The sequence below is a fragment of the Sellimonas caecigallum genome (assembly GCF_019754295.1).
Classification (GTDB): domain Bacteria; phylum Bacillota; class Clostridia; order Lachnospirales; family Lachnospiraceae; genus Sellimonas; species Sellimonas caecigallum.
Genome location: NZ_VIRV01000001.1, coordinates 149,860 through 165,453 on the forward strand (window position 1 = coordinate 149,860; position 15,594 = coordinate 165,453).

Sequence of the window (15,594 nt, forward strand, 5' to 3'; positions counted from 1 at the left end):
ATTTATGTCTATAAAAATCAACGGTCACACAAAACTTCTTGGTTTTTTCGCCGACCCTGCATCACATTCCAAATCCCCTGCCATGTATAACACTGCATTCGAAAAACTGGGGATCAATTGTGTCTATCTGGCATTTTGCATCAACCAGGATACGCTGAAAGATGCCATCGGCTCTATGCGAACACTTGGTATGAGAGGGGCAAATCTCTCCATGCCTAATAAAACCTCCGTTTTCCCATATCTCGATCATATTTCCAAAGAGGCTGATCTCTGCGGCGCTGTCAACACGATCGTCAACAATGACGGAATCCTAACAGGATATAATACCGATGGCACAGGTGCCATGATGGCCCTCCAGGCAAATAGCTGCCCGGTCCGCGGCAAAAATCTTGTCGTCCTTGGCGCAGGAGGCGCCGGCACAGCCCTCATCGCTCAGGCCGCTCTGGACGGCGCAAAAGAGATTTCTGTTTTTGTGCGGGAAAAAAGCATACAAAAGCATACAGCATTCATCGAAAAAATCCGAACAGCGACCGGCTGCGCCGTTCATCTTCTCAGCCTGGAAGATACGGCGTTGCTCCGTTCTGTTCTTTCTGATGCGAATATTCTGATCAATGCCACCAATGTAGGCATGGCTCCTCACACAGATGCGTCTCCGATTCCGAGCATCTCCTTCCTACATCCGGGTCTTTTTGTGATGGACATCATTTACTCTCCGGCCAGAACACGTCTTCTCGAAATGGCAGACGCAGCCGGCTGTCCGAACACCAACGGGCTGGCCATGCTCCTCTACCAGGGTGCTGCTGCTTTCCGGCTTTATACGGGGGAGGATCTTCCGCTGGAAGATGTAAAGAAAGCTTGGGAAATGTAACATATTTTCTTTTGGTTGACGGTTTTTAACGACGCCGCTATAATAGATTTATATGTTTCGAAATGAGGGAATCAAATGAAAGAATCAGAACAAAACAAAGAAAAGACAGCAAAGGATGAGACTTCCCATATCATTCCCCGTTTTGGGAAAAAAGGGCCTTCCAAGCTGCGCCAATCTTTCAGCAGAGGCATGACATATTTTCTTGTGGTGGCGGCATGTATTGTTCTTTATTTTGCATTTTTGAGGGCAGATATCCTTGCCGACAGTGTCCGTACTGTCATCGGTATTCTAAAGCCCATCATCTATGGATTTGCCATCGCTTATCTGCTGAATCCAATTGTAAAAACAGTCGACAAGTATCTTTTTCCTATACTTGGGAAAAAACTGAAAAAGCAAAAGACGGCGGAAAAGCTTTCCCGCATGACCGGCATTCTTTTGGCCTTGGTTTTTCTCTTTGCAATCATATTAGCTCTGTGCAACATGCTGATACCGGAATTGGCAAGAAGTATCGAAAATCTTATTACAACACTTCCTGCCCAGATGAATGCGGGGATGGACAAACTCACAGAACTGCAGTCTGACAAATCAACAACCGGTATGATCATCAAGAATCTGCTGAACCATGCCACAGAGAGCTTTCAGAACTGGATACAGACAGATCTCCTGCGTCAGATCAATGTCATTATGACTAATCTTACCACTGGAGCCATCAACATTTTAAATGAAGTTTTCCAGTTTTTGATCGGATGCATCGTATCTGTGTACGTACTCCTTAGCAAGGAGCTCTTTGCTGCACAGGCGAAGAAAATCATCTACGCAGTCATGACAACCGACCATGCAAACATGACGCTTCACATTACGAGAAAGAGCAATGAAATCTTCGGCGGTTTCATTATCGGAAAGATCATCGACTCTGCCATCATCGGCGTCCTGTGTTTCCTTGGAATTACATTGCTTGACATGCCGTATGTCGTACTTGTAAGCGTGATCGTCGGTGTGACGAATGTCATCCCATTCTTTGGGCCGTATATCGGAGCCATACCGTGTATCATCCTGATCGGTCTTACCGATCCGTTAAAGGGACTTTATTTTGCCATCTTCATTTTGCTTCTCCAGCAGCTGGACGGAAATGTCATCGGTCCAAAGATTCTCGGGGATTCCACCGGTCTTTCTGCTTTTTGGGTCGTATTTTCTATCCTTCTTGGAGGCGGATTGTTCGGTTTCGTAGGAATGATCGCCGGGGTACCGACATTTGCTGTGCTCTACTATATTTTCAAGATGATCATCGAAAATAAACTGGAGAAAAAGAAACTCCCTTGTCAGACGGCAGAATACGGAGATGTCGACCACATGAAGGAAGACGGATCCTTTGTCTACATAAAAGAAGAAAATAAGAAAAAAGGAGAGGACTAGCCATGCCGATTCGTGTACAGAATGAGCTGCCTGCAAAAGAAATACTGGAGCAGGAAAATATATTTGTAATGGATGAGCACCGCGCCACCCATCAGGACATCCGTCCTTTAAAGATCGGCCTTTTGAACCTGATGCCGCTCAAAGAAGATACGGAATTACAGCTTCTGCGCTCTTTTTCCAACACACCGCTCCAGGTAGATGTGACATTTGTCATGGTGTCCAACCATGAATCAAAAAACACGTCCGCCAACCATCTCAACAAATTTTATGTAAAATTTCAGGATATCAAAAACCAAAAATTCGACGGTTTCATCATTACCGGTGCTCCTATCGAGCATCTCCGCTTTGAGGAAGTCGACTACTGGGATGAAATGAAAGAGATCATGGACTGGACAAAGACAAATGTAACCTCCACGATCCACCTGTGCTGGGGAGCACAAGCTGCCTATTACTATCATTTCGGGATTGATAAATATCCGCTTGACAAAAAGCTTTTCGGTGTCTTTAAGCATCGTGTCCTGAATCGCAAGATCCCTCTTGTACGCGGATTTGACGACGTATTCTACGCGCCTCATTCCCGCCACACTCAAATCGATCCGGAGAAAATCCGGGCCATAAGCGATCTTGTAATCCTGGCCGAATCCGATGAAGCAGGCATCTTCCTTTCCATGACAAAAGACGGCCGACAGATCTTCGTCATGGGACATCCGGAATATGACCGTATGACACTGGATCAGGAATACAAAAGAGATAAAGCAAAAGGTCTTCCGATCGATATCCCAGTCAATTACTACCCGGATGACAACCCGGAAAATAAACCACTCCTTACATGGAGATCTAATGCCAATAATCTTTACACAAACTGGCTCAATTATTACGTTTATCAGGTAACTCCGTACGATATGGTCGGGACACCGTTTTAAATGTACCACGCAAAAACCTCCAAACTGACAGACAGTCTGGAGGTTTTTTGGTTCAGTCATATTCTGACAGGGATTCAATTGTTCTTTTATCTGCACTTGAATGTTGCACACTCTGTGCCTTCACATGTGCAGGCTCCTCCGCCCTCTACGCTGATCTTTCCTGCCATGCATTTGCATGACTCGTTATAGCAGCATTCCTGCGCTTTACAGTCGATCATGCTGACAGGGGAAGCTTCCATTGTGGCGTTGCTGTACGTGCCGCTCTTTCTCTCTTCAAAACTGTCACAACATGTATCGGACGCCTGTTTTGCCTGTTCTCCTCCGACATGGATCGCATCCAGGTTACAGTAATAGTTCTGATTGTGCATACAGTTCTGCACGGTACATTTCAATTCTGGCATGTTTTCTACCTCCTTAGTTTTATTCAGAGTGTAGTATGCCCGAATATTTTGCCGTCTATTCTTCGGATTTTACTTCACGTTTTGTTTTTTCAAAAATTTCTTTTTTGATATCGCCGATAAATTCATCGAGTGTTCTTTGTCCTTCATCTCCGGCAAACCGGCTTCTGACTGACACAAGACCCTCTTCCTGTTCTTTTGCGCCTACCACAAGCATATACGGAATTTTCTGCATCTGAGCTTCCCTGATCTTGTATCCGATCTTTTCAGCTCTCGTGTCGATCTCCACGCGAATTCCGGCATTTTTCAATGCTTCAAACACACTCTGTGCATAATCCAGATATTTGTCGGAGATTGGAAGCACTTTTACCTGCACCGGAGCAAGCCATGTAGGGAATGCCCCTGCAAAATGTTCGATGAGAATACCAAGGAATCGTTCGATAGATCCGAATACAACCCGGTGAATCATGATCGGACGATGTTTTTCTCCGTCTGCTCCTGTATATTCCAGCTGGAAACGCAGCGGAAGCTGGAAATCAAGCTGGATTGTTCCACACTGCCAAGTACGTCCAATGGAATCTTCCAGATGGAAATCAATCTTTGGCCCGTAGAATGCCCCATCCCCTTCGTTTACCACGTACGGAAGTCCGAGGGAGTCAAGTGCCTCTCTCAGGGCATCTGTTGCCATGTTCCAATCCTCATCGCTTCCCATGCTGTCTTCCGGGCGTGTGGACAGTTCCACATGGTATTTAAATCCAAACAGTGTGTAGACTTCATCGATCAGTTCTGCCACACCGCGGATCTCATCTTTGATCTGCTCTGGAGTCATGAAGATATGGGCATCGTCCTGCGTGAAGCAGCGGACACGCATAAGTCCATGCATCTGTCCGGATTTTTCATGACGGTGTACGATCCCAAGTTCTCCCATACGGAGCGGAAGATCACGGTAAGAACGCGGTTCTGATTCGTATACGAGGATACCGCCCGGACAGTTCATTGGTTTTACTGCAAAATCCTGCTCATCGATAACCGTTGTATACATATTTTCTTTGTAATGTCCCCAGTGTCCACTTGTCTCCCACAGATGTCTGCTCAGCATGATCGGAGTGGAAATCTCAACGTACCCGTGTTTTGTATGAATGTCTCTCCAGTATTCCAGAAGTGCGTTTTTCAGCGCCATTCCTTTCGGAAGGAAGAATGGGAATCCAGGTCCTTCCTCTCTCATCATAAAGAGGCCAAGTTCCTTTCCAAGCTTTCTGTGATCGCGCTTTTTAGCCTCTTCCAGTCTTTCCAGATATTCGTCCAGATCTGCCTTCTTTGTGAAGGAAGTTCCGTAGATTCTTGTAAGCATCTTGTTTTTCTCGTCGCCTCTCCAGTACGCTCCCGCAAGGCTTGTGAGCTTGAACGCCTTGACCGGTTTTGTGCTCATCAGGTGCGGTCCTGCGCAAAGGTCCGTGAATTCTCCCTGTCTGTAGAAGCTGATCACGGCATCCTCCGGAAGATCCTCGATAAGCTCCACTTTATACGGTTCTTCCTTTTCCTTCATCAAGGCGATAGCTTCCTCTCTCGGAAGAGTAAATGACTCGATAGGAAGTGCTTCTTTTACGATCTTTTTCATTTCTTTTTCGATTTTTTCCAGATCATCTGTTGTAAACGGAGTCTCTCTGTCCACGTCATAATAGAACCCATCCGCGATAGCCGGTCCGATCGCCAGTTTTGTATCCGGATACAGTCTCTTTACCGCCTGTGCAAGGATGTGGGAAGAAGTATGACGGAATGTATCCCGTCCTCCTTCGTCGTTAAATGTAAGGATGTTCAGCTCACAGTCTTCTGACAGGACTGTCCTTAAATCTACGACTTCTCCATTTACTTCCCCCGCCATGGCAACTCTGGCGAGCCCTTCGCTGATATCCGCCGCAATATCAATTACGGACTTACTTTCGTTATATTCCTTTACGGAACCATCTTTCAATGTAATCTTCATCTCATATCTCCTTTTCTTATTTTTTCATATTCTCTATTTCAGCATGACGCGTTCCCGGTCCGGATGTTCCCCCGACCATCCCGTCGGCGGCATCGTGTCCAGACGGCACATGTCTTCCATACTGATTTCAAAACCGAAAACATCTTTATTGTTCTTCATCCTTTCCTCGGACGATGCCTTCGGGATCGGTATGACTCCTTTCTGGAGAGCATATCGAAGGCAGATCTGTGCTGGAGAAACCTGATATTTCGTAGAGAGTTCCTCGATGAGCCTATCGTCCATGACACGCGCTCTCCCAAGAGGGCTCCACGCCTGCACCCAAATCCCTTTTTCCTTGCAGTGCCTTACCGCTGCTTCCTGGGTATATCCCGGATGAAACTCCAGCTGATCTACCGCCGGAACAATCCTGCACGTTTTCAAAAGGCTTTCGATATGGTGCGGAAGAAAATTGCTAAGTCCGATTGCCCTTATCTTCCCTTCCTCACACAATTCTTCCATCGCTTTCCACGTCTCCCGATCCAGCTCCTCCCAGTCATCGTAGTCTGGAGTCGGCTTCGGCCAATGGATCAGATATAGATCCAAGTAGTCTGTCCCGAGATTTTTCAGTGTCCTCGTGAAAGCCTTTTTTGTATTTTCGTATCCCATTTCATCTTTCCAGACTTTGGACACGATGAAAAATTCTTTCCTCGGTATACCACTTTCCCGGATCGCCTCCCCGACATACTTCTCCGTCCCATAAAAAGAGGCCGTATCCAGATACCGGTACCCACAGCGGATCGCCTTTCTGATCACTTCCGACGTATCTCCTTTTACCGCTTTGTATGTGCCAAATCCTATAGCCGGAATTTGGACTCCGTTGTTCAAAGTGATAAGTTCCTTGATCTGTTCCATATCCCTCTCCTTTCAAAACAGAGTTTTTTTGCCATAAAAAATCCCCTGCAGCTTTCACACTGCAAGGGACGAGTATTTCAACCCGCGGTTCCACCCCGCTTATGTGCCTTTACATGGCACACATCTCATTTGAATGATAACGGTTTCAAGCCGGGCGGTTTTGCCGCCGCTCAGAGGTAGTTTTCAGATGGTTCCGTGATAAAGGGCTTCCAGCCTTAGACCCTTCTCTCTGTATCCTTTCCGCATCCTACTCGTCTCTTCAACGCATTTGCCTTTTACTATGGTTCTCATTATAATCACTGCTATTTTATTTGTCAATGCTCATTTTGCCTGCTTTCCATATCCTCCGAACCGGAAATACGAGAACAGCCAATATCTCTCGGAGCAGATAATTGAGAAAAAGCACCGGCTCTGACTTTGCCGTGACCGGGTAAAGATTCTCATAGCCCACATATTTTCCGAGCATGACTGCCCGATACATGTGAAAACTGTTCGTCACGACTCCTGTCCTCTTCTTTTTACTGTCTGGAACTTCTTCAATGGAATACTTCATATTTTCCTCTGTGGATGTGGATTTTCCTTCCCGGACGATACGGCTTTTTAGAATACCGGCCTCTTCCAGATAGGACGCCATCGCCTCCGCCTCTGAGATATCTTCTCCTTTTCCTTTGCCTCCGGACACGATCGCCTTTGTGTCTGGATTTTCCTGCAGATACCGGAAGGCTTTCTCAAGTCTCAGGCGGAGGGAAATGGTAATCCTCCTGCCATCTACCTTTGCACCCAGCACGATCAGGTAATCAAGCCTCTTTTCTTCCGGCTTTCTCAAAAGAAACACCATCCGAATGAAAATAAAGAAAACAGCGGCGCAGAACACCGTCCCTGCAGCCGCTGAAATGATCTTTATCGTTTCCGGTATCTGACTCCGGCATACTTCTGCAAAAATCAGAACTATCCCTGAAAAAAGCCATACCCGGGAAAATGTGGCATTCCACCTTCTCACATACACACATATGACCGCATAGTAAAGAAGGAACAGAACTCCTGCTGTCTGCAGCATTAGTTTTTGCCGCAGCAGTGTTTATATTTCTTTCCGCTTCCGCACGGACACGGATCGTTTCTTCCGATTTTCTTTCCTTCTCTCACAAATGTGTGCATTTTCTTTGCTTCTTTGTAAAGAGCCTTCTGCTGCTCTTCGGAAAGAAGGATATTCCACTGCGGAAGTCCGTACAGCCAGTCTGCCTTCGCATCTACCATATTTTTGTACAGTTTTTCTTTATCGTAAATCAATGTGACTTCTGTGTTCTCATCCATCGTCTCGATCGGGTTTTCCTGTACGAGGCTTTCATTGATACCATCCAGAAAGCCAACCATTGTCATAAGCTCCACGCCGTACTTTTCAGCCAGCTCTTTTACTGTACCTTTCACTTTCTCATCCGGATTGGAAAGCAGTTTTTCATAAATCCCTTTCTCGATCTGGAAATAAGCTCCCCAGAATTTTTCCAGTTGATCTTTTGTCATTTCTCTGGAATAGGCTGTCTCTCTCCATTGTTCTAATAACGTACTCATTTCACGAATTCTCCTTTGCCTTTATATTCCTCGATAAGGAATATTATATAACACGCATGTCCGGATTGCAAGCAAAACCCTCCGCCAAGCCTTGCTTTTCCACTTGTTTTTCTATATAATAAAAACAGTTTCAAAGCTTACGGAGGGTCTATTCATGAAAAAAACAAAGCGCATTCTCGCATGGATCGGGATCATCCTTCTGATCGCCATGTACGGCAGTACTCTTCTCTTTGCCCTGATCGATCATTCCAAAACTCAGGGATTTTTGAAGGCATCTATCGCCTGTACGATCTTCGTGCCGCTCCTTCTCTACGCATATACGATGTTCTACCGGTTTTCACACCATGATTCCGGAGAAGATGAAGATGATGAAAATAAGTTTTAACTCATCCAAAGCAGGGGAACCATCCTGCTTTCTTTTGTCGTCTCTCTCTCTTCTTTTTCTTCTCTTCTGATCCGTTCTCGTTTACTCAAGTATTCTTCTATCGTCAGCACTTCGATCGTGTCTGTCCATCTGTTCTGCTGCATGATCCTGCCTCCTTTTCTTTTCGGTATCTTCATTATATGCTCCTGCTCCTGGAATTATGACATTTCCATCATAACCTTCTTCTGTGTCTATTGTATGGAAAAATTCGAAACCATTTTTGTTTTTATTTCATCACTTTATCTCTTGACAGTGCGAAAGTTTTATTTTAAACTAGAAACTGATTTTCTAAAGGAGGACTAAATGATATGAAGCAATTGATAATACCAGACGGCTATGCATCTCCCCTTTCCATCCGCGAGACTGAGGTTGCCATAAAAGAAGTGAAAGACCATTTTGAGCGTTCCCTTGCCAAAAATCTTCATTTGACCCGTGTTTCCGCTCCTCTTTTCGTGAAACCGGAATCCGGATTGAACGACAACTTAAATGGTGTGGAGCGTCCTGTCTCTTTCGGGATCCGAGAACAGGATGATGCCAATGTAGAGATCGTACACTCTCTTGCCAAATGGAAACGGTATGCTTTAAAACGCTATGGCTTTCATTCAGGCGAAGGGCTCTACACAGACATGAGCGCCATCCGGCGGGATGAAGACACCGACAATCTGCACTCTATCTATGTGGATCAGTGGGATTGGGAAAAAGTAATCTCCAGGGAAGAGCGAAACGATGAGACACTGGAGTACACCGTGCGAAAAGTTTACGCCGCTTTAAAAGAGACTGAACATTTCATGGCAAGAAGATACAATTACATAGATGAGATTCTTCCGGATGAGATTACTTTTATCACTTCCCAGGAACTGGAAGATATGTATCCGGATTCTGACCCAAAAGAACGGGAATATTTGTTTGCCAAAAAGAAAAAGGCAATTTTTATCAAACAGATCGGAAAAACTCTCGCCTCCGGCAAAAAGCATGACGGACGTGCCCCGGACTACGATGACTGGGATCTGAACGGGGATATCATCGTATACTATCCGGTTCTGGATATCGCACTGGAACTCTCTTCGATGGGAATCCGCGTGGATGAAGAGTCTCTTGCGCGTCAGCTTACTTTGGCAGGATGCGAAGACCGGGCTCATCTCGATTTTCAGAAATCTCTTTTGAACGGTGAGCTCCCATACACTGTCGGCGGCGGAATTGGACAGTCCCGCATCTGTATGTTTTATTTGAGAAAAGCTCATATCGGCGAAGTACAGTCCTCTATCTGGCCAGATGATATTTCAAAAGCAGCTGTCGAAAGCGGTATTCATCTTTTGTAAAAAACGGTACTGTCTTTCCTTGAAAACAAAAACTCCCGCCCCTCAAGCAAAGGGTGGGAGTTTTTATTGTTCTCTTTTGCTTTTCTATCTGTAAATGATATCGTCTCTTCCTGGTCCATTGGACACAAGTGTGATCGGATACCCGATCTTTTCTTCCACAAATTCAATGTATTTGCGGCAGTTTTCCGGAAGATCCTCGTATTTTTTAATTCCCCGGATATCACATTTCCATCCCGGAAGCTTTTCGATGACTGGTTTTGCTTTTTCCAGCAAGTAAGTCGGCGGAAATTCTGTTGTAATCTCTCCATCGATATCGTAAGCGACACAGACTGGAATTTCTTCCAGATATCCCAGAACATCCAAAACAGTAAACGCCACATCTGTCGTTCCCTGCATCCGGCATCCGTATTTTGAAGCCACTACGTCAAACCATCCCATTCTTCTCGGCCTTCCCGTCGTAGCTCCGAATTCTCCGCCGTCTCCTCCGCGGCGTCTCAGCTCATCCGCTTCTTCCCCGAAAATCTCACTTACAAAAGCACCTGCTCCTACTGCACTGGAATATGCCTTGCACACAGTCACTACCTTTTTGATTTCGTACGGCGGAATTCCTGCTCCAATTGCTCCATACGCAGCAAGGGTAGAAGAAGATGTAACCATCGGGTAAATTCCGTGATCTGGATCTTTCAGTGTTCCAAGCTGGCCTTCCAGCAGGATTTCCTTTCCTTCTTTCAGAGCTTCGTGAAGGAATAAGGATACATCGCACACGTACGGCTCGATCATTTTCTTATATCCCATCAGCTCTTCAAACAATTCATCCGGATTGATCAGCGGTTTATGATATAAATGTTCCAGAAGGACATTTTTCTGTTCTGCCACACGAACAACTTTTTCTTTTAATAAGTCTTCATCAAACAGTTCGCTTACCTGAAATCCGATCTTTGCATATTTATCTGAATAAAATGGTGCGATCCCGGACTTAGTAGAACCAAAAGATTTCTTTCCAAGTCTTTCTTCCTCGTACTGGTCGAACAGTTTGTGATAAGACATTACCATCTGTGCTCGATTAGATACTTTGATCTTCGGCATCGGCACATCTCTGTCCACGATGGACTGAATTTCTCCTATCAGAACCGGGATGTCAAGAGCTACGCCGTTTCCGATAACACTGGTTGTATGATCATAGAACACGCCGGATGGTAGTGTATGAAGTGCAAACTTTCCATAGTCGTTGATGATTGTATGTCCCGCATTTGCTCCTCCCTGGAAACGAACAATGATATCCGCTTTTTCCGCGAGCATATCCGTGATCTTACCTTTCCCCTCGTCTCCCCAGTTGGCACCTACTACTGCTTTTACCATAACATATCCTCCTGTATGTGAATTCGTTTTTCAACCACCTATGCATTATACTATATTTTTTCGTAAATGTACATTTGATTTTTCATTTTTTGCCGAAAGATTTCGAAAAACATGGGGTTTTTCGCGTTCTGACTGCCTTTCCTTTTCATCCGCCTACATAAGCGGGGCGAAAAGCCGCAGTATCTGTCCTTCTATCTTGGTCTTCAGGCTCCGTTCCCGCACTTCTTTCAATGTCACGCGCTGACATTTCTGTAAAGTCTCCTGGAAATCCGTCTCGATATCTGCTACCACTTTATTGTTGTAGATGAAAACCCCATTCTCAAAGTGCAGATAAAGGCTCCTGAAATCCAGATTGATCGTTCCCACTGTGGCAGTATCGTCGTCAGACACAAATATCTTGGCATGAACAAACCCAGGCGTGTACTCATAAATCTCCACTCCTGCCTCTATAAGCTCTTTGTAATACGTCTTTGCCACGGCAAATGCGTACGGCTTATCTGGAATATGGGGCATGATAATAATAACCTCTATCCCACTCTTTGCCACTCTCGTAAGAGTTGTGAGCATCTCATTATCAAGAATGAGATACGGTGTCATGATGTGTACATAGTCCTTAGCATGATTCAGGATATGAAAATACACTTCTTCTCCGACATTTTCGTTGTCATACGGGCAGTCCCCATATGGAAGTACATATCCAAGAGACTCGTCAAATGTCTTCTTGGCCGGCCGCACATAGCGATCATAGTTTTCACTTTTTCTCTCATCCACATTCCACATATTGAGAAACATAACAGTAAGACTCCGGACCGCGTCGCCCGACAACATGATCGCCGTATCCTTCCAGTGTCCGAACCGTTCTTTTCGATTAATATACTCATCTCCAAGGTTTATCCCCCCTGTAAATCCGACCTTTCCGTCGATCACACAAATCTTTCTGTGATCCCGATTATTCTGTATGGTGGACAGGATCGGGCGGATCGGGTTAAACATCTTACACTGAATTCCTCTGCTTCGGAGATATTTCGGATAATCATACGGCAGCATGCTGATACTGCACATGCCGTCATACATAAATCTTACTTCAACCCCCTCGGATACCTTGTCTTCAAGTATGCGCCTTACTTCGTCCCACATATAGCTTTCTTCCACGATGAAGTACTCCATAAAAATGAAATGCTCTGCCTTTTTCAGTTCTCTGATCAGCGCCTTAAATTTATCTTCGCCCAAAGGGTAGAACTCCATATCTGTATTGCCGTATGTCGGAAATCCCAAGTGTTTTCCAAGATAATAAGACAAATTTTTATTTGCCAGTTTGCTCTCCTTCATAGCTGAGATGATCCCCATATCCTGCTGCATGTACGGGCTGCTTTCTTCCCGCAGAACACGCAGCCGCTTTCCGATATATCTTGTACCAAGCTGGGTTTTTACATAAATATAAAAGATCGACCCAAAGAGCGGCAGTGCCATGATGCACAAAATCCATGTCATCTTGAATGCTGGATTTTCTTCCGAATTGATAATATAGATCACGACAAAAAATCCGATGATCATAAATACTCCATACAGATACGTCCATTTATCTGCAAGGGCATAAATTCCAAGAAACATTGCCGCAAACTGCACAAGAACAAACAGTAAAAGAATCGCAGTACGGCCATAAATAACGCTAAAAAGTTTCTTCTGTACTTTTTCTTTTTTACTACTCTGCAATTTTTCCAATCCCTTTTTTTTCTATTCTGAACATGGTACATTCTATCATATTTCGGAATGGTCCTCAACTCCATTCCTCTGAAAACTTTACACATGTTGTCAGATAACTATTAATAAAAAATAAATTTGCTAAACTCCCTTTTCTTTCTTCCCCAAAAGTATTACAATAATTGTATATGAATCAACAGAAAGGAGTACCCTTGACTATGAGTAAATGGAAAAAAGGTATCGTAGGTCTCGCAGCGATCGGTGCTGCTGCCGCAGGAATTCTTTATATGAAGAATAAGAAAGAAAATGAGGATCTGGAAGATGAATTTGCAGACGATTTTGAAGATCTGGATTTTGATCTGGACGATGATCTCGGCGATACTTCCGGGCGTGAATATGTCCCTCTGAACAATTCTTCCCACTCCGAATCGGCAAAAGGCGAAGCGGCTGAAAAAAAGCCTGAAGAGAAAACGGAAGAAACAGAAAAGAAAACTGCCGCATCTGACGAAGAATAGAACGAAAAGAAAAAATGCTGTCCTGTTGAGAGGACAGCTTTTCTTACATCAGGAGGTGTTTTGAAATTGAACTTTTCTGACCTTACTTTAGTGCCAAGCAGCCATTTAAAACCCCTTGATATGATATCCGGTTTCCAGGTACGTCCCGGATTCTTTCTCTATCCGGGCACAACGGTCATTCCAGGCGGTGTAAATTTTACTATCCAGTCCAGGGGAGCCAGTTCGTGTGAACTCCTCTTATTCCATCGCGAAGCAGAAGAACCGTTTGCAGTTCTCCCCTTTCCTGACCATTACCGTATCGGTTTTGTCTACTCCATGATCGTATTTGGCCTGGATATCGAAGAGTTTGAGTACGCCTATCGCCTGGATGGTCCTTATGAGCCAAAGAAGGGACTTCTGTTTGATAAAAGGCAGATTCTACTTGATCCATATGCCAAGGCTGTTACCGGGCAAAGCCGATGGGGCTGCAAAAACGACATCTCTCATGGCTACCGGGCGCGCGTCGTGCGCAACAATTTTGACTGGGGAGCAGAAAAACACACTCCGCTTCTCATGTCCGATACGATCATCTATGAACTTCATGTTCGCGGATTTACAAAAGACACTTCTTCTGGTGTAGATCATCCCGGCACCTTCCGGGGCGTTATGGAAAAAATCCCCTATCTCAAAGAACTTGGGATCAACACAGTAGAACTAATGCCAGTATTCGAGTTTGATGAGATGAGGGACTGCCGGCTCATCGATGAGAATCAGCTTTTGGATTACTGGGGATACAATCCGGTCAGCTTTTTTGCGCCTAATACAAGCTACGCCTCCTCTTCCGAATATAATCAGGAAGGCTGGGAATTAAAACAACTGATCAAGGCACTCCATGAGGCCGGTATGGATGTGATCTTTGATGTCGTTTTCAATCACACAGCTGAAGGAAATGAAGAGGGACCATATATTTCATTCCGAGGATTTGATAACAACATATACTATCTCCTTACCCCAGACGGACAATATTACAATTTCAGCGGCTGCGGAAATTCTCTGAACTGCAACCATCCAGTGGTGCAGAACCTCATTCTTGACTGCCTTCGCTATTGGGTTACAGATTATCATGTGGATGGATTCCGTTTTGACCTTGCCTCCATCCTTGGGAGAAACGAGGACGGTTCCCCTATGAGCCAGCCGCCTCTTTTGCAATCTCTTGCCTTTGACTCTATCCTAGGCAAAGTCAAGCTCATCGCGGAGGCATGGGATGCCGGAGGTTTGTACCAGGTAGGTTCCTTCCCTTCATGGCGGCGCTGGGCGGAATGGAACGGCAAATACCGGGATGACATGCGCCGGTTCCTGAAGGGCGACTATGGCGTCATCGGTTCCGCCGCACTGAGAATTGTCGGTTCCCCGGATCTCTATCATCCAAAAGAGCGCGGAAGCAATGCCTCAGTCAATTTTCTTACATGTCACGACGGTTTTTCTCTGAATGACCTGTATTCATATAATACGAAGCATAATGAAGCCAATGGGTGGGGAAACACCGACGGAACAGATTCCAACGACAGTTGGAACTGTGGTTTTGAGGGAGAGACAGATGATCCGGATGTCTGCCGTCTGAGGATGCGGATGATGATGAACGCTTTCGCGGTTCTTTTATGCAGCCGCGGGACACCGATGTTTCTCTCCGGAGATGAATTTGCCGATACAAGATTTGGGAACAATAATCCCTATTGCCAGGATAATCTGATTTCATGGCTAAATTGGGATCTTCTGGAAAAAAATCGGAACCTCTTTTCGTTTGTCAAATACATGATTGCTTTCCGAAAAAAGCACACTGTCATTTGCCGGGACCTTGAAAAAAGCCGATTCGGTTTCCCTTCTGTCAGTTTTCATGGAACAGTGCCCTGGCATCCCGATCTGGCATACGATTCTCATGTTTTAGGTGTCATGTTCTCCGGTCAAAATGAAACTTCTGGTTATGAAGATACTGTCTATCTGGCGGTCAATACGTACTGGGAAGCCGTCTATCTGACACTTCCGCCTCTTCCAGATGGCTTTGAATGGCGCATCGCCGTCAATACAGGAGATCCACTCCGACAGACCTTCCCGGAACCTGATATGCCGAAAACGAAAGGTTCTGTTTTGCTTGGAGAGCGTTCCGTCATCGTATTTGTCGCATACCGGAACGATATTTTTTCATAAAAAAGGCCGCGTAAACGCGGTCTTTTTATGAAGTCTTCTCTTCTAAAAA

At 45.2% G+C, this 15,594-nt stretch carries 15 protein-coding genes and 1 other annotated feature; of the genes, 7 read left to right on the forward strand and 8 right to left on the reverse strand.

Features of this window, described 5'->3' with window-relative positions:
- The first annotated feature begins 4 nt into the window (after positions 1-4).
- The 3 genes from aroE (at position 5) to metA (ending at position 3,204) form a co-directional block, all read left to right on the forward strand.
- The gene (gene aroE / locus FLB61_RS00725) at positions 5-868 is read left to right on the forward strand and encodes a shikimate dehydrogenase (protein ID WP_221919138.1); all 864 of its coding nucleotides are present in this window, start codon (positions 5-7) and stop codon (positions 866-868) included.
- Positions 869-943: 75 nt separating this feature from the next.
- Entirely contained in the window at positions 944-2,281 is a 1,338-nt protein-coding gene (locus FLB61_RS00730; RefSeq protein ID WP_221919139.1) for an AI-2E family transporter, read from the forward strand.
- Positions 2,282-2,283: 2 nt separating this feature from the next.
- Complete coding sequence (gene metA, locus FLB61_RS00735; RefSeq protein ID WP_087199485.1) at positions 2,284-3,204, forward strand: homoserine O-acetyltransferase MetA; 921 nt, start codon at positions 2,284-2,286, stop codon at positions 3,202-3,204.
- Between the two features lie 86 nt (positions 3,205-3,290).
- Here metA and FLB61_RS00740 read toward each other — a convergent pair whose 3' ends face one another.
- From FLB61_RS00740 to FLB61_RS00760, 5 genes are all read right to left on the reverse strand, one after another.
- A complete protein-coding gene (locus FLB61_RS00740) occupies positions 3,291-3,605 on the reverse strand; it encodes a DUF1540 domain-containing protein (RefSeq protein ID WP_087213192.1) in 315 nt (104 codons plus the stop codon).
- Positions 3,606-3,660: 55 nt separating this feature from the next.
- Entirely contained in the window at positions 3,661-5,586 is a 1,926-nt protein-coding gene (thrS, locus tag FLB61_RS00745) for a threonine--tRNA ligase (RefSeq protein WP_221919140.1), read from the reverse strand.
- A gap of 33 nt (positions 5,587-5,619) precedes the next feature.
- Complete coding sequence (locus FLB61_RS00750) at positions 5,620-6,477, reverse strand: aldo/keto reductase (RefSeq protein WP_221919141.1); 858 nt, start codon at positions 6,475-6,477, stop codon at positions 5,620-5,622.
- A gap of 61 nt (positions 6,478-6,538) precedes the next feature.
- Positions 6,539-6,749 (reverse strand) — a binding site (T-box leader).
- A 35-nt stretch (positions 6,750-6,784) separates the two neighbouring features.
- Positions 6,785-7,534 carry a YdcF family protein gene (locus FLB61_RS00755; protein ID WP_246599049.1) on the reverse strand — a complete coding sequence of 250 codons (750 nt, stop codon included), beginning with the start codon at positions 7,532-7,534 and terminating at the stop codon, positions 6,785-6,787.
- Positions 7,534-8,043 (reverse strand): SEC-C metal-binding domain-containing protein, encoded by a 510-nt coding sequence (locus FLB61_RS00760; RefSeq protein ID WP_087199476.1) that lies wholly within the window; start codon positions 8,041-8,043, stop codon positions 7,534-7,536. The genes FLB61_RS00755 and FLB61_RS00760 overlap by 1 nt, the downstream gene beginning before the upstream one ends.
- Positions 8,044-8,197: 154 nt before the next feature.
- On the opposite strand from FLB61_RS00760, the gene FLB61_RS00765 reads away from it, so the two are divergent.
- Positions 8,198-8,428, forward strand: a complete 231-nt coding sequence (locus FLB61_RS00765; RefSeq protein ID WP_221919142.1) for a hypothetical protein — start codon at positions 8,198-8,200, stop codon at positions 8,426-8,428.
- On the opposite strand, the gene FLB61_RS00770 is transcribed toward FLB61_RS00765, so the two are convergent.
- Entirely contained in the window at positions 8,425-8,571 is a 147-nt protein-coding gene (locus FLB61_RS00770; protein ID WP_158095374.1) for a hypothetical protein, read from the reverse strand. The genes FLB61_RS00765 and FLB61_RS00770 overlap by 4 nt on opposite strands.
- Before the next feature lie 204 nt (positions 8,572-8,775).
- Here FLB61_RS00770 and asnA point away from each other — a divergent pair, with 204 nt between their 5' ends.
- Positions 8,776-9,786, forward strand: coding sequence for an aspartate--ammonia ligase (gene asnA / locus FLB61_RS00775; RefSeq protein WP_087199470.1), 1,011 nt, complete (start codon positions 8,776-8,778; stop codon positions 9,784-9,786).
- Between the two features lie 84 nt (positions 9,787-9,870).
- On the opposite strand, the gene FLB61_RS00780 is transcribed toward asnA, so the two are convergent.
- Both FLB61_RS00780 and cls read right to left on the reverse strand, forming a co-directional pair.
- Positions 9,871-11,145 carry an adenylosuccinate synthase gene (locus FLB61_RS00780; protein ID WP_221919143.1) on the reverse strand — a complete coding sequence of 425 codons (1,275 nt, stop codon included), beginning with the start codon at positions 11,143-11,145 and terminating at the stop codon, positions 9,871-9,873.
- A gap of 153 nt (positions 11,146-11,298) precedes the next feature.
- Positions 11,299-12,858: a cardiolipin synthase gene (gene cls / locus FLB61_RS00785; RefSeq protein WP_221919144.1), complete on the reverse strand. Its 1,560-nt coding sequence runs from the start codon at positions 12,856-12,858 to the stop codon at positions 11,299-11,301.
- 206 nt (positions 12,859-13,064) lie between these two features.
- Here cls and FLB61_RS00790 point away from each other — a divergent pair, with 206 nt between their 5' ends.
- Both FLB61_RS00790 and FLB61_RS00795 read left to right on the forward strand, forming a co-directional pair.
- A complete protein-coding gene (locus FLB61_RS00790) occupies positions 13,065-13,361 on the forward strand; it encodes a hypothetical protein (protein ID WP_246599050.1) in 297 nt (98 codons plus the stop codon).
- A gap of 120 nt (positions 13,362-13,481) precedes the next feature.
- Entirely contained in the window at positions 13,482-15,545 is a 2,064-nt protein-coding gene (locus FLB61_RS00795; protein ID WP_221919304.1) for a glycogen debranching protein, read from the forward strand.
- Positions 15,546-15,594 lie beyond the last annotated feature (49 nt).